Genomic DNA, 24625 nt, shown 5'->3' with positions numbered 1-24625 from the left:
CTCCCCATGAGGGGAAAGGCGATTGTTTCATTCACATGGGTCGTGAAGCCGTTACGGTTATCAGTCAGGCCTTTACTGTACGCCAGCGCACTCAGCGCTGGCGTATTGTTGTGCGCGGCATCCGCCCAGGCGGACGAGCGCGATCAGCTCAAAAGCATTCAGGCGGATATCGCCGCTAAAGAGCGGGCGGTACGCCAACAGCAGCAGCAACGCTCGTCGCTGCTTGCGCAACTCAAAAAGCAGGAAGAGGCCATCTCCGCGGCCGCACGTCAGCTACGTGAAACCCAGAACACCCTCACCCAGCTCAATAAACAAATAGACGAGATGAATGCGTCTATCGCCAAACTTGAGCGCCAGCGCGCGGCTCAGGAGCGCAACCTTGCGGCGCAGTTAGACGCAGCCTTTCGCCAGGGCGAACACACCGGCGTTCAGCTGATCCTCAGCGGCGAAGAGAGCCAGCGCGGCCAGCGCCTGCAGGCCTATTTCGGTTACCTCAACCAGTCCCGCCAGGAGACCATCGCCCAGTTGAAGCAGACGCGCGAAGAGGTCACCACGCAGAAAGCGGAGCTGGAAGAGAAACAGAGCCAGCAGCAGACCCTGCTCTACGATCAGCAGGCGCAGCAAGCCAAGCTGGAGCAGGCGCGCAACGAACGTAAGAAAACCCTTGCCGGTCTCGAATCCTCCATTCAGGAAGGTCAGAGCCAGCTGAGCGAAATGCGCGCTAACGAATCGAAATTGCGCAACAGCATCGCCCGTGCAGAGGCGGCAGCGAAAGCGCGCGCCGAAAGAGAGGCCCGCGAAGCGCAGGCCGTGCGTGACAAGCAGCAGGAAGCCTCCCGCAAAGGCACCACCTATAAACCGACCGAAAACGAACGTTCGCTGATGTCCCGCACCGGCGGCTTAGGCTCACCGCGCGGCCAGGCCTACTGGCCGGTACGCGGTTCTATTCTGCATCGCTATGGCGAACAGCTGCAGGGTGAGCTACGTTGGAAGGGGATTGTGATCGGTGCATCGGAAGGCAGCGAAGTCAAAGCTATCGCCGATGGCCGGGTGATCCTCGCCGACTGGCTACAGGGCTACGGCCTGGTGGTGGTGGTAGAGCACGGTAAAGGCGACATGAGTCTTTACGGCTACAACCAGAGCGCGCTGGTCAGCGTTGGTACCCAGGTGCGGGCCGGTCAGGCTATCGCCCTTGTGGGCAGCAGTGGCGGTCAGGGCCGCCCGTCACTCTATTTCGAGATTCGTCGCCAGGGTCAGGCGGTCAATCCACAGCCGTGGTTGGGAAGATAAGTTTTGCTTCAATTTCGTCGTATGGTTTTTCCCCTCGTCAGCGCACTGGCGCTGGCGATGCCGGTTTACGCAGGTAAACTCGCTATCGTTATCGATGACTTCGGTTATCGTCCACACACAGAAAATCAGGTCATGGCGATGCCCTCAGCCATCTCTGTCGCCGTCCTGCCGAACGCGCCTCACGCGCATGAAATGGCCACCAAAGCCCATAACAGCGGGCATGAAGTGCTGATCCACCTGCCGATGGCGCCGCTCAGTAAACAGCCGCTGGAAAAAGATACGCTACGCCCGGAGATGACCAGCGACGAGATCGAACGCATTATCCGCGAAGCCTATGGCAAAGTCCCTTATGCCGTGGGGCTGAATAACCATATGGGCAGCGCCATGACCTCCAGCCTGTTTGGCATGCAGAAAGTGATGCAGTCGCTGGCGCGCTATAACCTCTATTTCCTGGACAGCATGACCATTGGCAACAGCCAGGCGATGCGCGCCGCGCAGGGCACCGGCGTGAAGGTGATTAAGCGCAAAGTGTTCCTCGATGACACGCAAAACGAAGCCGATATCCGCTTCCAGTTTAACCGTGCCGTGCAGGTGGCCCGCCGATCGGGTTCGGCGATCGCCATCGGACATCCTCACCCCTCCACCGTTCGCGTGTTGCAGCAGATGCTGCCCAACCTGCCTGCGGATATTACCCTGGTACCCGCGAGCAGCCTGCTCAATGAGCCGCAGGTGGATACCTCCCGACCGGTCAGCACGCCGCCCGCTGGCGCTGCGCCTGGCACAAAACCGCGTAACCCTTTCCGTGGCGTGACGCTCTGTGCGCCTAAACAGCCGCCAGAGCCGGTTTACGTCACCCGCTACTTCTCGGTGATTAGCGAAAGCATCAGCCAGAGCACGCTGGTGAAATATGTTCAGTTGCAGTGGCAGGGCTGGGGTAAGAAAAGCTAATCCCGCCTCAGGCGGGATGGCCTACTCAATGACACGAGAGTCCGCGGGCTTTTTTTTGTCCGCGGACGCTTTTTGCTCCTGGTGTTGATACCAGGCTTTGAAATATTTCAGGAAGCTGTAAAAGGTAGCGTAGAGACCGGTCACCACCCCCACTCTTCCCTGACGCCACGCGCCGCTAAACAGATACCACTTAAAGAACGCGCCGATGGCGCTGATGACGCCACGGACAATCGATGGCCTTATGGTCTGGTACTTCACCAGACGGCTGGTGTAGCTGTTGAGCTTGTTGAACACCTCATGCAGGGAATAGAAGGTGTCGTGCCGAACGCGGCCCGGTATTTTCGCCGACTGGATCACCCCTTCCACTTTGTCATCCACCGGACGCTGATTAAAACGCGCCTGAGTCCGGTTAAACAGCCGCACCGGGAAATCAGGCGAGGAGATGGGATAAATGGTGCGCACCTCTTCCCCCAGCACATGCCAGTAGCGGGCGATACGCCATGCCAGCTGTGGGTGGGGTTCATCACCTGCTTTCAGACGCAGGATAAAATCCACGGTCTCCGCATCCAGAATTTCATCGCTATCCATGCATAACACCCAGTCATTGCTCGCCAGATCGATGGCGTGATTCATCTGTACGCCATGCATGGCATAGGGGTGGTGATGAGGGGTGATGCCATACTCCTGGCAAATCGCTAATGTGGCGTCGTGACTGCCTGAGTCGAGAACAATGATTTCATCGGCGACGACGATCAACGGAGGCAGCACTTCACGGAGCAGCCGGGCGGAATTACAGGTCAACAAACAAACGGTGAGCTTGAACATATGCGCTGTAAAGTTAAGTAAACCTTAGCCAACTCTATAAGCGCAGGGCGAAAAAAGCGAAGAAAAGTTAGTATCAATCCGTTTGTGGACGTAAAAACGTGAGACCAGCGAAAAAAAGCGCCCGCAGGCGCTTTCTAACTTAATCCCAGCTCAGAATAACTTTTCCTGACTGGCCGGAACGCATCGCGTCAAAGCCCTGCTGGAACTCATCGATGGAGAAACGATGGGTGATAATCGGAGAGAGATCCAGACCCGACTGGATCAGCGCTGCCATCTTGTACCAGGTTTCGAACATCTCACGGCCATAAATACCTTTGATGAACAGCCCCTTGAAGATCACTTTATTCCAGTCGATGGACATATCCGACGGCGGAATACCCAGCATCGCGATACGGCCACCGTGGTTCATGGTGTCGAGCATAGTGCGGAACGCCGGTGGCGCACCGGACATCTCCAGACCGACGTCAAAGCCTTCGGTCATGCCCAGCTCTTCCATCACGTCGTTCAGGCTCTCTTTAGAGACATCCACCGCACGGGTAACGCCCATTTTACGCGCCAGCGACAGACGGTATTCGTTCACATCGGTGATCACCACGTTACGCGCACCGACGTGCTTCGCCACGGCTGCTGCCATGATGCCGATTGGGCCTGCACCAGACACCAGCACATCTTCGCCTACCAGGTCAAAGGAGAGCGCGGTGTGTACCGCATTACCGAACGGGTCGAAGATGGAGGCGAGATCGTCAGAGATATTGTCCGGGATTTTGAAGGCGTTGAACGCCGGGATCACCAGGTATTCTGCGAAGCAGCCCGGACGGTTGACGCCCACACCCACGGTGTTGCGGCACAGGTGGGTACGGCCACCGCGGCAGTTACGGCAGTGGCCGCAGGTGATATGGCCTTCGCCAGAGACGCGATCGCCAATTTTGAAGCCTTTTACTTCCTGGCCAATGCCTACCACTTCGCCAACATATTCGTGGCCCACTACCATCGGCACCGGGATAGTTTTCTGCGACCACTGGTCCCAGTTGTAGATATGCACGTCAGTGCCGCAGATGGCGGTTTTACGGATTTTAATCAGCAGATCGTTATGACCGACTTCCGGCTCTGGAACGTCGGTCATCCAGATGCCTTCTTCCGCTTTCAGTTTGGATAGTGCTTTCATTATGCGTCCTCAGGCAATCACGCCCAGTTGTTTGCCGATGCGGGTAAAGGCTTCCACCGCACGCTCAATTTGTTCAGGGGAATGCGCCGCAGACATCTGGGTGCGGATACGCGCCTGACCTTTTGGCACCACCGGGAAGAAGAAACCGGTGACGTAAATCCCCTCTTTCTGCAGCTCACGGGCAAAGTTCTGCGCCACGACGGCATCGCCCAACATCACCGGGATAATGGCATGATCGGCACCGGCCAGGGTAAAGCCTGCGGCGGTCATTTTTTCGCGGAACAGACGGGCGTTAGCCCACAGTTTGTCGCGCAGATCGGCGCCGGACTCCACCATCTCCAGCACTTTAATGGAGGCGGAAACGATGGCCGGCGCCAGAGAGTTGGAGAACAGGTACGGACGGGAACGCTGACGCAGCCACTCCACCACCTCTTTACGCGCGGCGGTGTAGCCGCCGGAGGCACCACCCAGCGCTTTACCCAGCGTACCGGTGATGATATCCACGCGGCCTATGACGTCGCAGTATTCGTGGGAGCCGCGACCGTTTTCGCCGACAAAGCCGACGGCGTGGGAGTCATCGACCATCACCAGCGCATCGTATTTGTCCGCCAGGTCGCAGACGCCTTTCAGGTTGGCGATCACGCCGTCCATCGAGAAGACGCCGTCGGTGGCGATCAGCACATGACGCGCGCCAGCCTCGCGGGCCTCTTTCAGACGGGCTTCCAGCTCAACCATGTCGTTGTTGGCGTAGCGGAAACGCTTCGCTTTGCACAGACGCACGCCGTCGATGATGGAAGCGTGGTTCAGGGCGTCGGAGATAATGGCATCTTCCGCACCGAGCAGGGTCTCAAACAGACCGCCATTGGCGTCAAAGCAGGAGGAGTACAGAATGGCATCTTCCATTCCGAGGAAGGCGGCCAGCTTGCTCTCCAGCGCCTTATGGCTGTCCTGAGTACCGCAGATGAAACGCACGGAGGCCATGCCAAAACCGTGGGTGTCCATGCCCGCTTTCGCCGCGGCAATCAGCTCAGGGTGATTCGCAAGGCCCAGGTAGTTGTTGGCGCAGAAGTTGATCACCTGGCTGCCGTCGGCAACGGTGATATCTGCCTGCTGAGCGGAGGTAATGATTCGCTCTTCTTTGAACAACCCTTCCGCCCGCGCGGTTTCCAGGTCACTGTTTAACTGTTTATAAAAATCACCACGCATTGCAATTCTCCAGACTCGGCAAATTTCGGCACATATTACCCAAAGCTATACCCCGATACGAGATGACGCTTTAACAGTTATCGTTTTTGCAGCATAAATCACGTGTACCCCTGCGCTAAGTCGGTGAATGGCTGAAGGGTGGTCATACTAATGATATGATATGAATATCAGTGCCCGGGATTGTCCCCGGGCTCCACACTTCAAAGGTTACAGTTATGATTATCGTTACCGGCGGCGCGGGCTTTATCGGCAGCAATATTGTTAAGGCTCTCAATGACAAAGGCATCACCGACATCCTGGTGGTGGATAACCTGAAAGACGGCACCAAGTTCGTTAACCTGGTGGATCTGAACATTGCCGACTACATGGATAAAGAAGATTTTCTGATCCAGATTATGGCGGGCGAAGAGTTCGGCGATATCGACGCAATCTTCCATGAAGGTGCTTGCTCCTCCACCACCGAGTGGGACGGCAAGTACATGATGGACAACAACTATCAGTACTCCAAAGAGATCCTGCACTACTGCCTGGAGCGCGAAATTCCGTTCCTGTACGCCTCTTCCGCGGCGACCTACGGCGGTCGCACCTCCGACTTTATTGAATCCCGCGAGTATGAGCAGCCGCTGAATGTCTACGGCTACTCCAAGTTCCTGTTTGACGAATATGTACGCCAGGTCCTGCCAGAAGCGAACTCCCAGATTGTCGGTTTCCGCTACTTCAACGTCTACGGACCGCGCGAAGGCCATAAAGGCAGCATGGCGAGCGTGGCATTCCACCTCAACACCCAGCTGAATAATGGCGAAAGCCCGAAACTGTTTGAAGGCAGCGATGGCTTTAAGCGTGACTTCGTTTACGTGGGCGACGTGGCGGCGGTGAACCTGTGGTTCTGGGAAAACGGCGTCTCCGGCATCTTCAACCTGGGTACCGGCCGCGCAGAATCCTTCCAGGCGGTGGCTGACGCCGCGCTGGCTTACCACCAGAAAGGCACCATTGAGTACATCCCGTTCCCGGACAAGCTGAAAGGCCGCTATCAGGCATTCACCCAGGCGGATCTGACCAACCTGCGTGCCGCTGGCTATGACAAGCCTTTCAAGACCGTTGCCGAAGGCGTAACGGAATATATGGCCTGGCTGAACCGCGACGCGTAAGTATGAAAATTTTGGTGGTAGGCCCGTCATGGGTGGGCGACATGATGATGTCGCAAAGTCTCTATCGCACGCTCAAGGCGCGCTATCCCCAGGCGATAATTGACGTGATGGCACCCGCGTGGTGCCGTCCGCTGTTATCGCGGATGCCGGAAGTGAACGAAGCGATCCCGATGCCGCTCGGCCACGGGGCGCTGGAAATTGGCGAACGCCGCAAGCTCGGCCATAGCCTGCGTGATAAGCGCTACGATCGCGCTTATGTACTGCCGAATTCCTTTAAATCTGCCCTGGTTCCCTTCTTTGCGGGCGTTCCGCACCGCACCGGCTGGCGCGGCGAGATGCGCTACGGCCTGCTGAATGACGCGCGGGTGCTGGATAAAGAGGCCTGGCCGCTGATGGTAGAGCGCTACGTGGCGCTGGCCTACGACAAAGGGGTGATGCGCAGCGCGAAAGACCTGCCGCAGCCGCTGCTGTGGCCGCAGCTTCAGGTTAACGAGGGTGAGAAATCCCAGATCTGCAATACTTTTGGCCTGCAGGCCGATCGCCCGATCATCGGCTTCTGCCCGGGCGCGGAGTTCGGCCCGGCGAAGCGCTGGCCGCACTATCACTACGCTGAGCTGGCGAAGCAGCTGATCGACGAAGGCTATCAGATTGTGCTGTTCGGCTCGGCGAAAGATCACGAGGCGGGCAATGAAATCCTCGCCGCGCTGAGCATCGAGCAGCAGGCCTGGTGCCGCAATCTGGCCGGGGAGACCCAGCTGGAGCAGGCGGTGGTTCTGCTGGCAGCCTGTAAGGCGGTCGTGACGAATGACTCCGGCCTGATGCACGTTGCCGCGGCGCTGAACCGCCCGCTGGTGGCGCTGTACGGCCCGAGCAGCCCGGACTTCACGCCGCCGCTGTCACATAAAGCGCGCGTGATCCGCCTGATCACCGGCTACCACAAAGTCCGTAAAGGTGACGCCGCTGAAGGCTATCACCAGAGCCTGATCGACATCACTCCGCAGCGTGTCCTCGACGAGCTTAACGAACTGCTGTTGAGCGAAGAAGGATAACGGATGCGGGTATTGATCGTTAAAACCTCCTCAATGGGCGATGTGCTGCATACCCTGCCCTCGCTCACTGATGCCATGCAGGCTATTCCGGGTATCCGTTTCGACTGGGTGGTGGAAGAGGGCTTCGCCCAGATCCCCACCTGGCATGCTGCCGTAGACCGCGTTATTCCGGTGGCGATCCGCCGCTGGCGCAAGGCGTGGTTTTCCGCACCGATTAAGGCGGAACGTCAGGCCTTTCGCGACGCGCTGCAGGCCCACCATTACGATGCGATCATCGACGCCCAGGGGCTGGTAAAAAGCGCGGCGCTGGTCACCCGGTTGGCCCACGGCATAAAGCACGGTATGGACTGGCAGAGCGCCCGTGAACCGCTGGCGAGCCTGTTCTACAATCGTCGCCACGCGATCGCGAAGCAGCAGCATGCCGTGGAGCGCACCCGGGAGCTGTTCGCAAAGAGCCTTGGCTATGCGAAACCGCAACTGCAGGGGGATTACGCCATTTCGCAGCATTTCCTGCACGATGCAAAGCCACACGCGCCTTATCTTATCTTCCTGCACGCCACCACCCGGGATGACAAACACTGGCCGGAAGCCCACTGGCGCGATCTTATCGGCCTGCTGAGCCATGCGGGCCTGCGCATCAGGCTGCCGTGGGGCGCTCCGCACGAAGAGGCGCGGGCGAAGCGTCTGGCGGAAGGCTTTGATTACGTGGACGTGCTGCCCCGGATGAAGCTGGATGGCGTAGCGCAGCAGCTGGCGGGCGCGACGGCGGTGGTGTCGGTGGATACCGGTCTCAGCCACCTGACGGCGGCGCTGGATCGTCCTAATATTACGCTTTACGGCCCGACGGACCCGGGTCTGATTGGCGGCTATGGCAAAAATCAATATATCTGCCGCCCGGAACATTCATCGCAGCTGAGCGACCTCAGCGCCGCTGCGGTATTTGCGCAATTAGAGCCGTTGCTGGCAGCAGAGAGAGCCTATGTCTGATTTTTTCTCAGCGGAGCGCCCACCGAAGCGCGTGCTGATCGTGAAGCTGCGTCACCACGGTGACGTCCTGCTGACCTCGCCGGTCTTTACGGTACTGAAAACGAACTATCCCGATGTGGAAGTGGATGCCCTGGTGTATGACGACACCCAGGCGATGCTCACCAGCCATCCGTTTATCGACCAGGTGCATACCATCGGGCGTAACTGGCGTAAAAAGGGCTGGTTCGCGCAGTTCCGTCTGTATCGTGCGTTGCTGAACACCCTGAAAGCGCGTCAGTATGACGTGCTGATCAACCTCACCGAACACTGGCACGGCGCGCGTCTGGCGCGCCGTCTGAAGCCGCGCGTCTCCGTCGGCTTTAAGCCCGATAAACGCGGCGGACTGGCGCGTCGCCGCTGGGTGAAATCCTTCACCACCCTCTACCCGGCGATCCAGGATAACAGCCGCCATATGGTGGAGGTGAATCTGGATGCGCTGCGGCGGATCGGCATCCATCCCCAGACCGATGCAGACAAGCACACCCTATTTGTACCGGGCGATGCGGCGGAAGCGTCGATTGCCGAAAAACTGGCCGGCTTTGGGCTGAGCAGCGGCTCTTACATTCTGGTGCACCCCACGTCGCGCTGGATGTTTAAGGCCTGGGATATCCAAAAGCTGGCGGCGACCATTGATAACCTGGCGGCCCGCGGCCTGCCGGTTATCCTCTCCGCCGCACCGTCAAAAGAAGAGACCGACTATATGGATGCGCTGCGGGCTGCGCTCACCCAGCCGGTGTTTGATTTAAGCGGTCAGTTAAACCTGAAAGAGCTGGGCGCGCTGATGAAGCACGCGCGGATCTACTTCGGCGTTGACTCCATGCCGATGCACCTCGCCAGCGCGGTGGGCACACCGACCGTCGCCATCTTCGGCCCGACCGGAGCGATTAAGTGGGCGCCGTGGGGAGTGAACTACCGCGTGATTGTGGCTGGGTTTACCTGCCAGCCGTGCGGTAAAGCGGGCTGCGGCGACAGCGGCGTCTCCGACTGCATTACGGCGATCACCCCGCAAATGGTGCTGAGCGCCATCGATACGCTGCTGCTGGAAAACCCGGCATGAAGCTCGCTATCGTCCGACAGACCTATAACCCCAACGGCGGCGCGGAGCGCTTCGTCTCCCGCGCGCTGAACGTGCTGGCGCAGGATACGGCTCTCGACGTCACGCTGATCGCCCGCCAGTGGGAGGATGCCGCCGGCTGGAAAACGCTGACGGTTAATCCATCATTCCGTAACCGTCTCGATCGCGAGTCGGGTTTTGCCGACGCCGCGGCGGCGCAGTTTACGCAGTTCGATATCGTGCAGAGCCACGAACGTATTCCCGGGGCGACCATCTTCCGCGCCGGGGATGGCGTACACGCAACCTGGCTTGAGCAGTACAACCGCATCCAGTCGCCGCTGGCGCGCTGGGCGCAGTCCCTGAGCCGCTACCATCGCTATATTTTGCGGGCGGAAGCGCAGATGTTTACCCATCCTGCGCTGCGCAAAGTGATCTGCAACTCGAAAATGGTGCGGGACGATATCGCCCGTCGTTTTGGCCTGGCCGATGACAAGCTGACGGTAATCTACAACGGTGTGGATACGACCCACTTCAGCCCGGATGTGCGCACGCTCTCCCAGCGGGACGTCCTGGGTATTCCGCAGCATGCGCCGGTTCTGGCCTATGTCGGCTCCGGCTTCAGCCGTAAAGGGGTGGCGACGGCGCTGCGCGCTATTGTGCCTCACCCTGAGGTCTGGCTGCTGGTTGCCGGGCGGGACAAGCACGCCCGCAAATTCGAAAAGCTGGCGCAGACGCTCGGCGTCGCTTCCCGGGTGCGTTTTCTGGGGCCGGTCGCCGATGTGCGCCAGGTCTACGGCACCGCCGACGCGCTGATCCTGCCGACGCTATACGATCCCTTCCCGAATGTCTGTGTCGAAGCGCTGGCCTGCGGCCTGCCGCTGCTCACCAGCCATGGCTGCGGCGCGGCAGAGTGGATTGAAGAAGGGGTGAACGGCTGGGTGCGCGACGCGCTCGACAGTGACGGATATCAGCAGGCGATAAGCCTCTGGCTTCAGGGCCGTGACCAGGGTGTGGATTATTCAGCAGCAGCACGCGCTACTGCTGAGCCTTATACCCTGGAGCGGATGGCGAAAGCGCTGCAGGCGCTCTATCGCGAACTGCTGCGTTGAGCCGCGTTGGAAAAGACCTTTTCCATTGAGGCAAGCATACATTCACGAGTGAAATGGCGGCACAGGTAATCATAGCCCTGCTGCGCCAGCGTTTGGCGCAGCAAAGCATCCTCATACAGTTTCACAATCGCCTCGCGCAGCGCCGTTTCATCGCGCTGGGCGATCAAAATACCGGTTTTGCCGTCGATCACGGCATCTGCCGTGCCGCCCGCATCGGTGGCGATGGTGGCGATCCGCGACGCCAGCGACTGCAGCACTCCCTGCGGGACGCCTTCCATATCGTGCGACGGGCTAAGCGCAACATCAAACGCCGGGAACCAGCGCTCAGGATCGCTCCGGTGCCCCGCCATCACTACGCGCGCCTGTAATCCCAGGTCGATAATCTCCTGCTCCAGCGTCGCTTTATGCGGCCCCTCTCCCACTATCGCCAGTTTGATCTGCGGATGATCAATGGCGGCCAGGGCGCGTAGCAGTACGCTATGGCCTTTATTAGGCCGCAGATGTGACACCACCCCCAGCCAGAAATCCCCCTGCGACAGGCCGCAGTATGCGCGGGCCTGTTGCTTATCCGCCGGATGAAAACGCTGCGTATCCACGCCACTCGGTACAGACGTACTTTGGTTCATCGGCACGCCGATATCGGCCATCTGCTGGCGCAGCGCCTCCCCGGTAGTGACGATATGCGAACAGGCTTTACGAAACAGCCAGCGGGTGGTCCAGTTGTTACGCGGCACGCCGGAAGCATGGCGCGTACGCACCAGCGGCACCGGGTTTGAGAGAGTAAGATTGGCCAGCGCCACCAGCCAGGTATCGGCAGAATTATGACTATTTATGACATCAATGGATGAACGGTTCTCTTTCAGCCAGCCGCGCAGCTGCTGCAGGTTCTGAAGGTTCTTGCGCCGAAGCGGCATGGTGACCACCGTTAACCCGGCATCGCGCGCCAGGCCATGCAGCGGCGCACTCTCCGGGCAAAGTATGGTCACCTGATGGCCACGCTGAATCATCCCAAGGGACTCATTAATAATGCGTAACGGCTGGCCGCCCTTACCCCCGTCGGCTTCAGTGTGAACAATATGCATACTTTTCCTGGTTATTGTGCATTAGCTGGCATAACAACAAATTATATACGTTACAGCCCCGGTAATACATAAAGCCCAGGCACTGGAAAGCGTGATATGGATTATTCTTGCTTACAAACATTGTCCTTCTGTAGGTCAGGTATTTGTGATAATTTTCTCTGGCTTTTTATTTCCCACTGAAAAACCGTGGAAATCACTCACTGCATTGTTAACCAGCCGGTCAAGAACCGAAAAATCCTTAACCAGCCCAAAAAATATGACAAATACTCGTAACATTCTGACAGGCCTGTTAGTCCTTGCTGTACTGGCCTTATGTTTTGTCTGGCCTATTCCTAACGATCAGCTGCCGTTTCATCGTAATGGTTTGATTTATCCCATTGTCGCGGTCGCTCTTGGTCTCTTTTTTAGCAATAACGCAACCAGACAACGGCTGAATTTAAGCAAAATTAAGTTCGTTCTTATCGTGGTATGGGCGTTAACTTTCTTTATTGTGATTAATGGTTTTTTTGTCGCACCAGATATTAAAGAGATGGTTTCTGCCTGGAGCGGTCAGTGGCTACGCCCGGTATTACTGTTCTGTGCAGGGCTGGTATTATTACCAGCGATCCAAAGAACCTATCCCTCCATGACCGCCGCCCGCTTCTTTACGCTGGTGATCCTCTTTTTCTGGGGCGTGGTCTGCGTTCATTTGCTGGATTCACTCTGGCTCTACTGGCGCGACGGCTATATACACTGGGGTGAAACACGGATTGTTTATAACCGCACCCGCATGAGCTTCCAGGTCAATATGATCACCGGCTTTTTGATGGCCGAGTTGCTGGCGCGTGGTCTGTTGCATCAACGCTTCCTGCGCCTGAAAACCTCAGTACTGGCGTTAATGCTGTTAAGTAATCTGGTGTGTACCGCACTGGTGGACACCCGCTGGGGCACCATCGGTCTGGTCGGCAGCATTTTCTCTACCTTTATCCTGCTGAGCATGCACAACATGCGGCGCAGCCGGGTTATCGTTACAGGTGGTATTCTTGTGGGCATTACTATTGCCTCGGTGTTACTCGGTTACGCTTCCTGGAAAACAGACCCACGCTGGCAAAATCTGGAAAGTGATGCCATAGCGGGCTGGAACGCTCCCTTTACTAGCTTTTGTTACAATAAAACAGACGGAACGGTACCGGTTAACAGTCTCGGTGTACCTATGAACCATTCCAATGGTTGTCGGGCCAGCTTCTTCCATCAGGGCTGGAAACTGATTGCCGAACACCCGGCAGGCATGGGGGCCAGAAAAGAGGCCTTCCGTTATGTATTACGCCGGGATACCCAGGATAACCGTATTAATATCCCCCATAGCCACTACGGCCTGATCGAATTTGGTATTCAGAATGGTGTGATAGGTATCGCCGGCTGGCTGATCCTGCTGGTGGGCTGCTGGTATATCGGCTGGCGGGAGTTTCGTCGCGGCAACATGATGGTGGGGATGTTCCTGCTGCTCTTTACCGTCGGCTTCTTCTGCCGGACCATGGTCGATCACAACCTTAAAGATCACTACCTTGAGCAGTATATGCTGCTGACCGGCCTGCTGGTTGGTATGTGCGCCCTACGCCCTGCACCGACCGAGAAGTTAACATCCTGATGAAGACGTCACGCCAGCGGTGTTTAACACCCTGGCGTGGAACGCTTTAGCCTGCCGGCTGTCGAAATGCCGTTGCATGTGATGGTTATACCCTTTTATTGCTGCGTATTTTTACGGAGAAAGCATGTCTGAAACGCCTCAATTAAGCCTCATCGTTGCCGTTTATAACGGCGAAAAATTCCTGAGCGCTTTTTTTGACAGCATTAAACAGCAGAATTTATCCAGTCTGGAATTGATTATTGTTAATGACGGATCGACGGATCGCTCAGCTGAAATTATTTCCCGCTACGCCAACGAATTTACCCATTTTAAGGTTATCGACCAGGCTAATGGCGGCGTATCAGCCGCGCGCAACACCGGTCTGGCCGCGGCGACCGGCGAATACGTTGCCTTCCCGGATATTGATGACGTTATTTACCCTGGCATGTACCCGCGCCTGCTGGAGATCGCCTTTGCGGGCCAGCTGGATGTCGCGACCTGCAACGGCACCTATATTTATGACGATGGCCGTCCGTCGAAAAAAATTTTCCCGTCCGATAAGCTGGCCTCCACTGGCGTAATGGGTGGCCCCGAATGGTTGCAGATAGCGCTGGCCTCGCGCAAATTCCTGCATGTCACCTGGCTGAATATTTATCGCCACGCCTTTATCAAGGCACAGGGTTTTACCTTCGAACATGGCCTGCGCCATCAGGATATCCCCTGGACCACGGAAGTACTGCTGACCGCGAAACGGGTGCAATACATTGACGAAGTCTATTACGACTATCTGATCCACTCTGCATCGGTCTCCCATACGCCAGGTACCGACGACACCCGCATGCGTTCGTCACGTCACTATATGAAGATCCTCGAAATGCTGGACGCCATCAATAAGCGCTACCCGGAGCAGGTAAAGCGTGTCCCGGCCTGTCAGTGGCAAATCGCCAAAGAGGGTTTGGGTATTTTGCACAGCATTAACAATATCGAAGACAGCGCGAAGAAACGCGAAATTACTCAGGAACTGTTCGATCGCGGCATTTGGTCGATGATCTGGCAAAACGCGCGCGGCTTACGCCAGCGCTGGCGTCTGGGACGTCGTTACTTCCGCCTTAAGAAAATCATCGGCTAACGGATATTATGAGCAAACTTAAATTACACGCAGTCTCCCGCGCTGATTTCATCGCTAAAAACTACGCAGATTTCCAGACGCTGCTGGATAACCGCGTGAACCCGGACACCATCCCGGAGCGCTTTTACTGCGGCGGGCGCGGCGGCTGGACGTTCCAGACCACCCTGGCGCTGAAGCACTATTACGGCGACGATATTGAGTGTTCTTTTGGCTCAGAGTGTCGCCCGGATGCCATCAACCTGATGCATAACGATGATTTTGGATCGCGCGTTAAACCCTGGCGTGGCGTCACCGTCGTCGCCCGTGCCGATCGTCCACCGGTGATTGGCGCCGACGTGGTGGTGGATCAGAATCCTGAAGCGGGCAACCGCAGCAATGGCGTCTTTGTACCCTACTGGCCGCAACCCGGCGTGAAACCGCGCGAACGTACCGATGAAACTGTCAAAACCGTGGCCTTTTTTGGCCGCGTGGACAGCTTCCCGGAGGCCTTCCGTAGCGACGAATTTAAGCAGCGCCTTGCTGAACAGGGCATCGACCTGCGCATCTCCTTCGATAACTGGACCAACTATCAGGACGTCGACGTCTGTATCAGCTTCCGTAAATCCCATGACCATAAGCTGACGCGCAAACCTGCCAGCAAGCTGATTAACAACTGGCTCGGCAAAACGGTAATGATCTGCGATGACGAACCCTCGTACCGTGCTATCCGCGAAAGTGAGCTTGATTACCTGATCGCCAAAACGCCTGATGAAGCCTTCGAGGCCATTATGCGCCTGAAGAATACCCCTGAACTCTATCGTCAGATGCGTGAACAGGGCGATAAACGTCTGCAGGTTTATTCCCGCGAAGCGGTCGCCGCGCGTTGGTTCAATCTGTTTGAGGATATCTGGCGTAAAGGACTGCATAAACGCCCTACTCTGATCCGCGCCCTGCGTTTTGGTTTTGGTAAAGCCATTCGCCCGCTCACTAAAAAGTTTTGAGTTACGTTGAGTCCGTTCATGTTTAAAGCATCCTTACTCTCGCCCCTCACGCCGCGCCGCAATATCCTGCGCACCGTGGTGTTAACCCTGGTTTTCCTGGTGCTGTTTTCACTCTGTGAAATCATCATCCTGCTGAAAGACCATGTTTATCAGCCGAAATCCAGCGACATGTCGCTGTACCTGATTATCTCCCTGCTGGCGGCCATCAGTGCCCGCTTCTTCCTGACCCGGCTACTGCTGGCCGTCACCTTTATCGTCCAGATATCGGAAGCGGTCTATTACCAGTTCTACGGTCAGTTTTACGGCCCGAGCGAAGTATGGCTGGCCTTTGTCGAAACCAAAGATATCGCCAGCGGCATTACGGACAGCCTCGGATCGCTTGGGATTTACTTTGTCATCATGGCCGTCGCGGTGCTCTTTGCGCTGGTCTTTACCCGCCGCCTCGCGCCGCAGTGGCATAAGTGGGTCGCCATGCCTTGCCTGCTGGCTATCATGGTGATGTTTGTCGGCCAGTTCTATAAAGCCATCGACGGGCAGATGTATAAATTCAACCCGGATCTGCGCCACTCCTTACTGCGTAACGGTCTGTCCGCCATGAGCTTCAGTGCCATTCGTCTGATCCCGGAAGCCATTTCCGGCGAAAATCAGAGCCTCACGCATTATGCGCCCTATAAGGTCACGCCGGTTGAGGGTAGTCAGGCCGGGAAATACTCCATAATCCTGGCGATTGGTGAGAGTCTGAACCCGCACCACGTCAGCGCCCTGGGCTATGAACGTGACACCACCCCGGAGCTGAAAGCGCTGATGCAGCAGTATCAGGGGACCGGGCGTCTGATCGTCTCTAACGCGGTCTCGACCCGCGTGGCAATCCCGATGCTGGTGAACAACCTGCGTGAGCCGGATAACTACGGCGCCTATAAGTCGAAGTCGACCAATATCTTCACTAATGCCAAAAAACAGGGCTACCAGACGGCGTTTATCTCCGCCCAAGGCCTGGAAGGATTGAGCAACTGGATCGGTATTCACGACATTGACCTGTGGGAAGATACGCAGATCCGCCCGGCGCCGGACGTGGGTGCCGATGTGGTGCTGACCCCTTCGGTTGAGCAGGCTAAGCTGGACTGGAACAAACCGTTCCTGATGGTGCTGAACAGCCGTGCGCCGCACATCCCTTACGAGCGCAACATCCCGCAAGGCTTCGCCAAATTCTCTACCCCACGTCTCGATGACGACGTGGCGCAGAAGAAAAACGAGTACGATGATGCCGTTCGCCTGTACGACAGAGAGCTGGCTTCGGCGATCCGTACCGCCAAGGCGAAATCAAAGCTGCCGGTCCTGGTCTTTATCACCTCGGATCACGGGGAGCGCGTGGGTGATGGCGGTCTGTTCGGCCACTCCATCGTTGAGATGCCGATTGCCCAGGTGCCGTTCCTCTACTTCAGTAACGATCAGGCGTATGCGATGAGCGCCATCAGCCCGCAGATGCCGCTCAACCATTACCAGATGGCGACGCTGATCAACAAAATGCTGGGATACGCGGTCAGTAATCCGAACCAGAAAGACGACAGCTACTTCATCACTGGGGGTGATATTCGGGGACTGTCGGAGCGTGTCACCTACCACCTGAACGCGTTGCCGGAAGCGGAACGTTAAGCAGAAACAAAAAAACGGGCAGCGAATGCCCGTTTTTTTATCTGTGAACGCACGTAACGCAGGCAAATGGCTGAGCAAACGCGCCAAAGGGATAGCTTTAAACGGCCTAAATGCTTAGAATTTGCCCGCCGAAACTGAAAAAACGGATAATCGCTTGGAATTGTTGTATACCGCTCTGCTCTATATTATTCAGCCACTGGTGTGGCTACGACTGCTGCTGCGTAGCCGTAAAGCGCCTGCCTACCGTAAACGCTGGGCTGAACGCTATGGTTATTGCCGCAACAAAGTTGCGCCGGACGGTATCCTGCTCCATTCCGTTTCGGTGGGTGAAACGCTGGCCGCCATTCCGCTGGTCCGCGCCCTGCGCCACCGCTATCCGTCGCTGCCGATCACCGTCACCACCATGACGCCTACCGGTTCCGAACGCGCCATGTCCGCTTTTGGCAAAGATGTGCATCACGTCTATCTGCCGTATGATTTACCCTGTGCCATGAACCGTTTCCTTAACACCGTGCGCCCTAAGCTGGTGATCGTAATGGAAACCGAACTGTGGCCGAACATGATTTCTGCCCTGCACGCCCGCAAAATTCCCCTGGTGGTGGCTAACGCTCGCCTGTCAGAACGCTCCGCGAAGGGCTACGGCAAGCTGGGCAACTTTATGCGCCGCCTGCTGAGCAAGATCACCCTGATTGCGGCACAAAACGAAGAAGATGGCGCGCGATTCCTGTCGCTGGGCCTGAAGCGCAACCAGCTGGCGGTCACCGGCAGCCTGAAGTTTGATATTTCTGTTACCCCGGAGCTGGCTGCCCGGGCAGTCACATTGCGTCGCCAGTGGGCGCCGCGCCGCAAAGTGTGGATCGCCACCAGTACCCACGACGGTGAAGAAGAGATTATCCTGCAGGCGCACCGCCAGCTTCTTGAACGCTTCCCGGACCTGCTGCTGATCCTCGTGCCTCGTCATCCTGAACGGTTTAAAGATGCCCGCGAGATGGTGCAAAAGGGCGGATTCAGCTTCACGATGCGCAGCAGCGGTGAGATCCCGTCCGCCAGCACCCAGGTAGTGATTGGCGATACCATGGGTGAGCTGATGCTGCTTTACGGTATTGCCGATCTGGCCTTTGTGGGTGGCAGCCTCGTGGAGCGTGGCGGGCATAACCCGCTGGAGCCCGCAGCGCACGCCATCCCGGTGCTGATGGGGCCGCATACCTTCAACTTCAAAGATATCTGCGCCAAACTGCAGCAGGCGGACGGGCTGATTACCGTCACCGATGCGAACGCCATCGAAAAAGAGGTTTCAAACCTGCTGACCGACGAAGATTATCGTCTGTGGTATGGCCGTCACGCTGTCGAAGTGCTGCATCAGAACCAGGGGGCGCTGACCCGCCTGCTGCAGCTGCTGCAACCTTACCTGCCCCTGCGGAGCCACTGATGTCTGCGCGTCTGTCGGTGGTGATGATCGCCAAAAACGCCGCCGACCTGCTGCCGGATTGCCTCGCCTCTGTGGCATGGGCCGATGAACTGATCCTGCTCGATTCCGGCAGTACCGACGACACGGTTAACATCGCCCGCGCAGCCGGCGTACAGGTCCATATCGATGCCGACTGGCAGGGTTATGGTATTCAGCGCCAGCGGGCGCAGCAGTACGCCACCGGCGATTATGTCCTGATGATCGACACCGACGAGCGTGTAACCCCAGAGCTTAAACAGGCCATCCAGCGCGTACTGGCGGCCCCTCAGCCTGATGTTGTCTACAGCATCGCCCGGCGAAACTATTTCCTTGGCCGCTTTATGCGTCACAGCGGCTGGTATCCCGATCGCGTTATGCGTCTTTATCCGCGGACGCGCTATCAGTACAACGATAACCTGGTTCATGAGTCGCTGGCCTGCGACGGTGCGCCAGTGACTGCCCTCGATGGCGACCTCCTGCATCTGACCTGCCGTGATTTCGCCAGCTTTCAGCGTAAACAGCTTAATTACGCCACGGCGTGGGCCCAGGAGCGCCATCAGCGCGGCAAGAAGACCTCGCTGGCTGGGATTTTCAGCCACACCGTCGGCGCGTTTCTGAAGACGCTGGTGCTACGTGGCGGCGTGCTGGACGGTAAACAGGGCTGGTTACTGGCGGTGGTTAATGCCCAGTATACTTTTAATAAATACACCGAGCTGTGGGCGCTGAGCCGCGGCTACTCTGAGAAAGCGTGAGCCATGAGCACAAAAGCGATTTATCCGGGTACCTTTGATCCTGTCACCAACGGCCATATCGATATCGTCACGCGTGCCGCAAGCATGTTTGATACGGTGATTCTGGCGATTGCCGCCAGCCCCAGCAAAAAGCCCCTGTTCGATCTCGATGAGCGGGTTGCGCTGGCGAAAGCCGCGACCGCGCACTTACCCAATGTGGAGGTCGTGGGCTTTAGCGATCTGATGGCGAACTTTGCCCGCGCTCAGCAGGCCAATATCCTGATTCGCGGACTGCGCGCGGTGGCCGATTTTGAATATGAGATGCAGCTGGCGCACATGAACCGCCATCTGATGCCCGAGCTGGAGAGCGTCTTTCTGATGCCGTCCAAAGAGTGGTCGTTTATCTCCTCTTCGCTGGTCAAAGAGGTGGCTCGCCACGCGGGTGACGTCACCCATTTCTTACCCGCCAGCGTGCATCAGGCGCTGATGGACAAGCTGAAATAAATGTTTTGCCCGGTGGCGCTGCGCTTACCGGGCCTCCGCATCATTTCTGGCACTGACGGCAATAGAACGTTGCCCGTTGGGCATGCTTCGTTGCCACAATCGGTGTGCCACAGACCCGACACGGCTCATCTTTACGGCCATAGACCTGTAGCTCCTGAGCAAAGTAGCCCGGCTTGCCGTCGCTTTGCAGGAAGTCTTTCAGGGTAGTTCCGCCCTGCTCAATCGAACGCAGCAGTACGGCTTTGATCACCCGCACCAGCAGCTCACACTCCTGCGACGACAGCGATGAGGCTAACCGATCGGGATGGATCCCGGCGGCAAACAGCGATTCACTGGCGTAGATATTGCCCACGCCGACCACCAGCTTGTTATCCATCAGCCAGGGTTTAATGGCGGTTTTCTTCTTCGCGCACTTCGCCTTCAGGTACTCCGCGTTAAACGCGTCAGAGAGCGGCTCCGGCCCGAGGTGCGCCAGCACATTATGCCCTTCCAGCTCTTTGGTCCACAGCCAGGCGCCAAAACGACGCGGATCGGTATAGCGCAGCACTTTGCCGTTGCTCATCACCAGATCGACATGGTCATGTTTTTCTGCGGGCAACTCTTCGCTGAGGATGCGCAGGCTCCCGGACATGCCCAGATGGATGATGATCCAACCGTCAGGCAACTCAAGCAGCAGGTACTTTGCGCGGCGCTGTACGCTGAGAACCGGTTTATCGCTCAGCGCATGGATCTCGTCAGAGACCGGCCAGCGAAGACGACCGTTACGGACAACAGCGTGAAGAATGGTCGCACCGACCAGATGAGGCTCAATGCCACGGCGGCTGGTCTCTACCTCAGGTAATTCAGGCATGGTTCCTCCGTTGAGATGCAGAATGCAAAAAACCCCGCAGATGCGGGGTTTTTCAATACAAGGAATCTAAAATTATTTGATTTTAGCTTCTTTGTACATAACGTGCTGGCGTACAACTGGATCGAACTTTTTCAGTTCCAGTTTTTCCGGCTTAGTACGTTTGTTCTTCGTGGTGGTGTAGAAGTGACCTGTACCAGCAGAAGAAACCAGCTTGATTTTCTCGCGAATACCTTTAGCCATGATTTATTTCCTCTTTAAGTACTTAGTACTTTTCGCCACGGGCACGCAGTTCAGACAGAACTGTATCGATGCCTTTCTTATCAATTACACGCATACCTTTAGCAGATACGCGCAGGGTGACAAAACGCTTCTCGCTCTCAACCCAGAAACGGTGAGAGTGCAGGTTCGGCAGGAAACGGCGTTTAGTCGCGTTCAGTGCGTGGGAACGGTTGTTACCGGTCACCGGACGCTTGCCAGTAACTTGGCAGACTCGGGACATGTCTATTCTCCAAAAATCAAATTAGCTCGAGCTTCGTATGGGGTATCGGCGCCTCGTCAGGCTTTACAGCCCGGTCATCGCGTAGTTCTTAGTGAACCATCGATTGCCAGGCCCAATTGCCAAACCCGAGATTCTCAAAGGTGGCGTAGTATACGCTGACTCGCGGATGTGCTCAAGTCCCGAACAGACAAAGATCCCGATGGATCGCGAGAAATGGCTTAAATCCACCCACGTTCGGCAAACGAAACGTACTCTCCGCGGCCAATGACCAGATGATCAAGAACACAAATGTCCATGAATTGACAGCATTTAATGATGCGTGCGGTCACGTCTCTGTCGGCTTTGCTCGGTTCGGCGCGCCCTGAGGGGTGATTATGCGCGAGGATCACGCCCGCGGCATTCACTTTTATCGCTTCGCGCACAATTTCCCGGGGATGCACCTCAACGTGGCGCAGGGTTCCCGAAAATAACCGGCTGTGGCTCAGCACCCGGTTTTGGTTATCGAGGAAGATAACCATAAAGATCTCGCGCTCCTCTTCCGCCAGTTGGCTGCGCACAAACTCCCGGGTCATCTGCGGGTCTTTTAGCGGATTGATGCTCCGAATCCCCGAGCAGTAATAACGGCGGGCAAGCTCCGCAATCCCTTTCAGCTGGGCGAATGTCGCCAGGCCAATTCCCTCGACCCGCCTGAAATCCTTCAGCTCTGCGGATAACAAACCGTGCAGCGAGCCGAAATGCTGCAACAGATCTCTGGCAAGCGCAAACACGTTTTTACTCCGCGTCCCGGTACGCAGGAAGAGCGCCAGCAGCTCTTCGTCCGTCAGCCGTGTCGCGCCATCCCTTAGCATTTTCTCCCGCGGCAGCAGCGGGGATAGTGTCTCCATACCCTCTCCTTCTCCATCACCACGCTATGCTGCCACAGCACCTGTCGCCTCACGAGGCTCTGTTTTTCGTATTGCGTAGCGCCTCGCAAAGTGGCGGATGGACAACAGCACGATGCTTTTCGGATTGTGATAAAATGCCCGCCTCTCAGCTGAACCCAACAGGAAAGAATCATGATGAGCCTGGCCGGTAAAAAAATCGTTCTTGGCGTGAGCGGCGGCATTGCAGCCTATAAAACGCCGGAACTGGTGCGCCGTTTACGCGAGCGCGGGGCGGACGTGCGGGTGGCAATAACCGAAGGGGGCAAAGCGTTCATTACGCCGCTGAGCCTGCAGGCCGTTTCAGGCTACCCGGTGTCGGACAGCCTGCTCGATCCGGCGGCAGAAGCCGCAATGGGCCATATTGAGCTGGGTAAATGGGCCGATTTAGTCATCCTCGCCCCCGCCACCGCCGATCTCATCGCCCGCGTTGCCGCCGGCATGGCTAACGACCTGGTTACCACTATTTGCCTGGCCACTCCGGCGCCCGTTGCCGTGGTCCCGGCCATGAACCAGCAGATGTACCGCAACGCGGCAACGCAACATAACCTGGCGACCCTCGCCTCTCGCGGGCTGTTAATCTGGGGGCCGGATAGCGGTAGCCAGGCCTGTGGCGATGTGGGTCCGGGCCGCATGCTGGATCCGCTGGCGATTGTGGATCTGGCCGCGAGTCATTTTTCACCTGTCAACGATCTGCAACATCTCAACATCATGATTACCGCGGGTCCGACGCGTGAACCGCTGGATCCGGTGCGCTATATCACCAACCAAAGCTCCGGCAAGATGGGCTTTGCGATTGCCGCCGCCGCCGCGTCGCGCGGGGCAAAGGTGACGCTGGTGAGCGGCCCGGTTACGCTGCCAACGCCTCCAGGGGTGCAGCGCATCGACGTCGCTACCGCGCTGGAAATGGACGCCGCGGTTCAGGCCCATGCGCAGCAGCAGCAGATTTTTATCGGCTGTGCTGCCGTGGCGGACTATCGTGCTGCCGCCATAGCCGATGAGAAAATCAAAAAGCAAGGCGATGAAATCACGATAAAAATGGTGAAAAACCCCGATATCGTAGCCGGGGTCGCGGCATTAAAAGATCGCCGCCCTTACGTCGTTGGGTTTGCCGCTGAAACGAATAATGTGGAAGAATATGCCCGGCAAAAACGTACCCGCAAAAACCTCGATTTGATTTGCGCGAACGACGTATCGCTGGCCTCACAAGGATTCAACAGCGACAGCAACGCATTGCACCTTTTCTGGCAGGATGGAGATAAAGTCTTACCGCTTGAGCGCAAGGAACTCCTGGGCCAACAATTACTGGACGAGATCGTTACCCGTTATGATGAAAAAAATCGACGTTAAGATTCTGGACCCGCGTGTTGGTCAGCAATTTCCACTGCCGACCTATGCCACTACCGGCTCTGCCGGTCTTGACCTGCGTGCCTGCCTCGACGACGCCGTAGAACTGGCACCCGGCGCTACCACGCTGCTGCCGACCGGCCTTGCGATCCACATTGCCGACGCCTCTCTGGCGGCGGTGATCCTGCCGCGTTCCGGCCTGGGTCATAAGCATGGTATCGTGCTGGGCAACCTGGTGGGTCTTATCGATTCTGACTATCAGGGTCAACTGATGGTTTCTGTCTGGAACCGTGGCCAGGAGAGCTTCACCATTCAACCCGGCGAGCGTGTCGCCCAGATGGTGTTCGTCCCGGTGGTACAGGCTGAATTTAATCTGGTAGAAGATTTCGACGCGACCGATCGCGGCGAAGGCGGCTTCGGCCATTCCGGGCGTAAATAAACCCGGCTATACGCATCCCACAACGTATAACGTAATAACAAACCGCAAACAGCCGTTTGCGGTCGTTGTGTGGACGTCAGCCTGACTAGTGATTATTTTCAGGGGTATTTTGTAACATGGCAGAAAAACAAACAGCGAAAAGGAATCGTCGCGAAGAAATACTTCAATCTCTGGCTCTGATGCTTGAATCCAGCGATGGCAGTCAACGCATCACCACCGCAAAACTGGCCGCCTCTGTGGGCGTGTCGGAAGCGGCGCTGTACCGTCATTTTCCCAGCAAAACGCGGATGTTCGACAGCCTGATCGAGTTTATCGAAGATAGCCTGATCACGCGTATCAACCTGATTCTGAAGGATGAAAAAGACACCACCGCACGGCTGCGTCTGATTGTCCTGCTGATCCTCGGTTTCGGCGAGCGCAATCCGGGGTTAACCCGTATCCTGACCGGCCACGCGCTGATGTTTGAACAGGACAGATTGCAGGGGCGTATTAACCAGCTTTTCGAACGTATTGAGGCGCAGCTGCGCCAGGTATTACGCGAAAAGAAAATGCGCGAAGGGGAAGGCTTCACCACGGATGAATCACTGCTTGCCGGGCAAGTTCTGGCCTTCTGTGAAG

25 protein-coding genes are annotated in these 24625 nt (G+C 57.0%); 17 read left to right on the top strand and 8 right to left on the bottom strand.

Features of this window, described 5'->3' with window-relative positions; genetic code table 11:
- Positions 1 to 6 precede the first annotated feature (6 nt).
- A complete protein-coding gene (gene envC, locus WFM46_RS13935; protein WP_180209470.1) occupies positions 7 to 1290 on the top strand; it encodes a murein hydrolase activator EnvC in 1284 nt (427 codons plus the stop codon).
- 3 nt (positions 1291 to 1293) lie between these two features.
- Positions 1294 to 2238 carry a divergent polysaccharide deacetylase family protein gene (locus tag WFM46_RS13930; RefSeq protein WP_336997830.1) on the top strand — a complete coding sequence of 315 codons (945 nt, stop codon included), beginning with the start codon at positions 1294 to 1296 and terminating at the stop codon, positions 2236 to 2238.
- Between the two features lie 21 nt (positions 2239 to 2259).
- On the opposite strand, the gene WFM46_RS13925 is transcribed toward WFM46_RS13930, so the two are convergent.
- The 3 genes from WFM46_RS13925 to kbl all read right to left on the bottom strand — a co-directional run bounded on the left by WFM46_RS13925 (position 2260) and on the right by kbl (position 5434).
- The gene (locus WFM46_RS13925; RefSeq protein ID WP_336997829.1) at positions 2260 to 3063 is read right to left on the bottom strand and encodes a glycosyltransferase family 2 protein; all 804 of its coding nucleotides are present in this window, start codon (positions 3061 to 3063) and stop codon (positions 2260 to 2262) included.
- Between the two features lie 139 nt (positions 3064 to 3202).
- On the bottom strand, positions 3203 to 4228 hold the full coding sequence (gene tdh / locus WFM46_RS13920) for an L-threonine 3-dehydrogenase (RefSeq protein WP_103177732.1): 1026 nt from the start codon (positions 4226 to 4228) through the stop codon (positions 3203 to 3205).
- A gap of 9 nt (positions 4229 to 4237) precedes the next feature.
- Entirely contained in the window at positions 4238 to 5434 is a 1197-nt protein-coding gene (gene kbl, locus WFM46_RS13915; RefSeq protein WP_336997828.1) for a glycine C-acetyltransferase, read from the bottom strand.
- Positions 5435 to 5649: 215 nt separating this feature from the next.
- Here kbl and rfaD point away from each other — a divergent pair, with 215 nt between their 5' ends.
- The 5 genes from rfaD to WFM46_RS13890 are packed head-to-tail and all read left to right on the top strand — an operon-like array spanning position 5650 to position 10820.
- Positions 5650 to 6582 carry an ADP-glyceromanno-heptose 6-epimerase gene (gene rfaD / locus WFM46_RS13910; protein ID WP_103177730.1) on the top strand — a complete coding sequence of 311 codons (933 nt, stop codon included), beginning with the start codon at positions 5650 to 5652 and terminating at the stop codon, positions 6580 to 6582.
- Between the two features lie 2 nt (positions 6583 to 6584).
- A complete protein-coding gene (gene rfaF, locus WFM46_RS13905) occupies positions 6585 to 7631 on the top strand; it encodes an ADP-heptose--LPS heptosyltransferase RfaF (RefSeq protein WP_336997827.1) in 1047 nt (348 codons plus the stop codon).
- Positions 7632 to 7634: 3 nt separating this feature from the next.
- Positions 7635 to 8618, top strand: coding sequence for a lipopolysaccharide heptosyltransferase RfaC (gene rfaC, locus WFM46_RS13900; RefSeq protein WP_336997826.1), 984 nt, complete (start codon positions 7635 to 7637; stop codon positions 8616 to 8618).
- Positions 8611 to 9714 (top strand): putative lipopolysaccharide heptosyltransferase III, encoded by a 1104-nt coding sequence (gene rfaQ / locus WFM46_RS13895; RefSeq protein ID WP_114385513.1) that lies wholly within the window; start codon positions 8611 to 8613, stop codon positions 9712 to 9714. Before rfaC ends, rfaQ begins: the two co-directional genes overlap by 8 nt.
- On the top strand, positions 9711 to 10820 hold the full coding sequence (locus tag WFM46_RS13890; RefSeq protein WP_336997825.1) for a glycosyltransferase family 4 protein: 1110 nt from the start codon (positions 9711 to 9713) through the stop codon (positions 10818 to 10820). Before rfaQ ends, WFM46_RS13890 begins: the two co-directional genes overlap by 4 nt.
- Here the strand turns inward: WFM46_RS13890 and WFM46_RS13885 are convergent.
- Positions 10799 to 11902: a glycosyltransferase family 4 protein gene (locus tag WFM46_RS13885; protein ID WP_103177725.1), complete on the bottom strand. Its 1104-nt coding sequence runs from the start codon at positions 11900 to 11902 to the stop codon at positions 10799 to 10801. The genes WFM46_RS13890 and WFM46_RS13885 overlap by 22 nt on opposite strands.
- A 256-nt stretch (positions 11903 to 12158) precedes the next feature.
- On the opposite strand from WFM46_RS13885, the gene WFM46_RS13880 reads away from it, so the two are divergent.
- From WFM46_RS13880 to coaD, 7 genes are all read left to right on the top strand, one after another.
- A complete protein-coding gene (locus WFM46_RS13880) occupies positions 12159 to 13529 on the top strand; it encodes an O-antigen ligase family protein (RefSeq protein ID WP_103177724.1) in 1371 nt (456 codons plus the stop codon).
- Between the two features lie 124 nt (positions 13530 to 13653).
- Complete coding sequence (locus tag WFM46_RS13875; protein ID WP_336997824.1) at positions 13654 to 14637, top strand: glycosyltransferase; 984 nt, start codon at positions 13654 to 13656, stop codon at positions 14635 to 14637.
- Positions 14638 to 14645: 8 nt separating this feature from the next.
- Complete coding sequence (locus WFM46_RS13870; RefSeq protein ID WP_103177722.1) at positions 14646 to 15617, top strand: glycosyltransferase; 972 nt, start codon at positions 14646 to 14648, stop codon at positions 15615 to 15617.
- Between the two features lie 18 nt (positions 15618 to 15635).
- The gene (locus WFM46_RS13865) at positions 15636 to 17270 is read left to right on the top strand and encodes a sulfatase-like hydrolase/transferase (protein ID WP_336997823.1); all 1635 of its coding nucleotides are present in this window, start codon (positions 15636 to 15638) and stop codon (positions 17268 to 17270) included.
- Between the two features lie 154 nt (positions 17271 to 17424).
- Positions 17425 to 18699: a lipid IV(A) 3-deoxy-D-manno-octulosonic acid transferase gene (gene waaA, locus WFM46_RS13860; RefSeq protein WP_103181012.1), complete on the top strand. Its 1275-nt coding sequence runs from the start codon at positions 17425 to 17427 to the stop codon at positions 18697 to 18699.
- Positions 18699 to 19469: a glycosyltransferase family 2 protein gene (locus WFM46_RS13855; RefSeq protein ID WP_336997822.1), complete on the top strand. Its 771-nt coding sequence runs from the start codon at positions 18699 to 18701 to the stop codon at positions 19467 to 19469. The genes waaA and WFM46_RS13855 overlap by 1 nt, the downstream gene beginning before the upstream one ends.
- Before the next feature lie 3 nt (positions 19470 to 19472).
- Complete coding sequence (gene coaD / locus WFM46_RS13850; protein WP_103177719.1) at positions 19473 to 19952, top strand: pantetheine-phosphate adenylyltransferase; 480 nt, start codon at positions 19473 to 19475, stop codon at positions 19950 to 19952.
- Positions 19953 to 19992: 40 nt separating this feature from the next.
- Here the strand turns inward: coaD and mutM are convergent, their stop codons facing one another.
- The 4 genes from mutM to radC form a co-directional block, all read right to left on the bottom strand.
- On the bottom strand, positions 19993 to 20802 hold the full coding sequence (gene mutM / locus WFM46_RS13845) for a bifunctional DNA-formamidopyrimidine glycosylase/DNA-(apurinic or apyrimidinic site) lyase (protein WP_103177718.1): 810 nt from the start codon (positions 20800 to 20802) through the stop codon (positions 19993 to 19995).
- Positions 20803 to 20874: 72 nt separating this feature from the next.
- Positions 20875 to 21042 (bottom strand): 50S ribosomal protein L33, encoded by a 168-nt coding sequence (rpmG, locus tag WFM46_RS13840; protein WP_013094893.1) that lies wholly within the window; start codon positions 21040 to 21042, stop codon positions 20875 to 20877.
- A 22-nt stretch (positions 21043 to 21064) separates the two neighbouring features.
- On the bottom strand, positions 21065 to 21301 hold the full coding sequence (rpmB, locus tag WFM46_RS13835; protein WP_002436699.1) for a 50S ribosomal protein L28: 237 nt from the start codon (positions 21299 to 21301) through the stop codon (positions 21065 to 21067).
- 218 nt (positions 21302 to 21519) lie between these two features.
- Positions 21520 to 22185, bottom strand: coding sequence for a RadC family protein (radC, locus tag WFM46_RS13830; protein ID WP_156653683.1), 666 nt, complete (start codon positions 22183 to 22185; stop codon positions 21520 to 21522).
- Positions 22186 to 22359: 174 nt separating this feature from the next.
- Between radC and coaBC the strand changes: the two genes are divergently transcribed.
- The 3 genes from coaBC to slmA all read left to right on the top strand — a co-directional run.
- Positions 22360 to 23571 carry a bifunctional phosphopantothenoylcysteine decarboxylase/phosphopantothenate--cysteine ligase CoaBC gene (coaBC, locus tag WFM46_RS13825; protein WP_180209992.1) on the top strand — a complete coding sequence of 404 codons (1212 nt, stop codon included), beginning with the start codon at positions 22360 to 22362 and terminating at the stop codon, positions 23569 to 23571.
- Positions 23549 to 24007 carry a dUTP diphosphatase gene (gene dut, locus WFM46_RS13820; protein WP_336997821.1) on the top strand — a complete coding sequence of 153 codons (459 nt, stop codon included), beginning with the start codon at positions 23549 to 23551 and terminating at the stop codon, positions 24005 to 24007. Before coaBC ends, dut begins: the two co-directional genes overlap by 23 nt.
- A gap of 116 nt (positions 24008 to 24123) precedes the next feature.
- Positions 24124 to 24625, top strand: a 502-nt coding sequence (slmA, locus tag WFM46_RS13815) for a nucleoid occlusion factor SlmA (RefSeq protein ID WP_336997820.1), incomplete at its 3' end; no start/stop codon positions are given.

Origin of the sequence: Leclercia sp. M50 (genome assembly GCF_037150775.1) — a bacterium.
Lineage (GTDB): Bacteria > Pseudomonadota > Gammaproteobacteria > Enterobacterales > Enterobacteriaceae > Enterobacter.
The sequence above is the reverse complement of the archived record's forward strand: the minus strand, read 5'-3'. Positions and strand labels throughout refer to the sequence as shown.

Excerpts from the sequence above, each read along its gene's own strand:
- envC (WP_180209470.1), top strand. The coding sequence starts at position 7 with ATGAGGGGAAAGGCGATTGTTTCATTCACATGGGTCGTGAAGCCGTTA.
- WFM46_RS13925 (WP_336997829.1), bottom strand. The coding sequence starts at position 3,063 with ATGTTCAAGCTCACCGTTTGTTTGTTGACCTGTAATTCCGCCCGGCTG.
- tdh (WP_103177732.1), bottom strand. The coding sequence starts at position 4,228 with ATGAAAGCACTATCCAAACTGAAAGCGGAAGAAGGCATCTGGATGACC.
- kbl (WP_336997828.1), bottom strand. The coding sequence starts at position 5,434 with ATGCGTGGTGATTTTTATAAACAGTTAAACAGTGACCTGGAAACCGCG.
- rfaD (WP_103177730.1), top strand. The coding sequence starts at position 5,650 with ATGATTATCGTTACCGGCGGCGCGGGCTTTATCGGCAGCAATATTGTT.
- rfaF (WP_336997827.1), top strand. The coding sequence starts at position 6,585 with ATGAAAATTTTGGTGGTAGGCCCGTCATGGGTGGGCGACATGATGATG.
- rfaC (WP_336997826.1), top strand. The coding sequence starts at position 7,635 with ATGCGGGTATTGATCGTTAAAACCTCCTCAATGGGCGATGTGCTGCAT.
- rfaQ (WP_114385513.1), top strand. The coding sequence starts at position 8,611 with ATGTCTGATTTTTTCTCAGCGGAGCGCCCACCGAAGCGCGTGCTGATC.
- WFM46_RS13890 (WP_336997825.1), top strand. The coding sequence starts at position 9,711 with ATGAAGCTCGCTATCGTCCGACAGACCTATAACCCCAACGGCGGCGCG.
- WFM46_RS13885 (WP_103177725.1), bottom strand. The coding sequence starts at position 11,902 with ATGCATATTGTTCACACTGAAGCCGACGGGGGTAAGGGCGGCCAGCCG.
- WFM46_RS13880 (WP_103177724.1), top strand. The coding sequence starts at position 12,159 with ATGACAAATACTCGTAACATTCTGACAGGCCTGTTAGTCCTTGCTGTA.
- WFM46_RS13875 (WP_336997824.1), top strand. The coding sequence starts at position 13,654 with ATGTCTGAAACGCCTCAATTAAGCCTCATCGTTGCCGTTTATAACGGC.
- WFM46_RS13870 (WP_103177722.1), top strand. The coding sequence starts at position 14,646 with ATGAGCAAACTTAAATTACACGCAGTCTCCCGCGCTGATTTCATCGCT.
- WFM46_RS13865 (WP_336997823.1), top strand. The coding sequence starts at position 15,636 with ATGTTTAAAGCATCCTTACTCTCGCCCCTCACGCCGCGCCGCAATATC.
- WFM46_RS13855 (WP_336997822.1), top strand. The coding sequence starts at position 18,699 with ATGTCTGCGCGTCTGTCGGTGGTGATGATCGCCAAAAACGCCGCCGAC.
- coaD (WP_103177719.1), top strand. The coding sequence starts at position 19,473 with ATGAGCACAAAAGCGATTTATCCGGGTACCTTTGATCCTGTCACCAAC.
- mutM (WP_103177718.1), bottom strand. The coding sequence starts at position 20,802 with ATGCCTGAATTACCTGAGGTAGAGACCAGCCGCCGTGGCATTGAGCCT.
- rpmG (WP_013094893.1), bottom strand. The coding sequence starts at position 21,042 with ATGGCTAAAGGTATTCGCGAGAAAATCAAGCTGGTTTCTTCTGCTGGT.
- rpmB (WP_002436699.1), bottom strand. The coding sequence starts at position 21,301 with ATGTCCCGAGTCTGCCAAGTTACTGGCAAGCGTCCGGTGACCGGTAAC.
- radC (WP_156653683.1), bottom strand. The coding sequence starts at position 22,185 with ATGGAGACACTATCCCCGCTGCTGCCGCGGGAGAAAATGCTAAGGGAT.
- coaBC (WP_180209992.1), top strand. The coding sequence starts at position 22,360 with ATGAGCCTGGCCGGTAAAAAAATCGTTCTTGGCGTGAGCGGCGGCATT.
- dut (WP_336997821.1), top strand. The coding sequence starts at position 23,549 with ATGATGAAAAAAATCGACGTTAAGATTCTGGACCCGCGTGTTGGTCAG.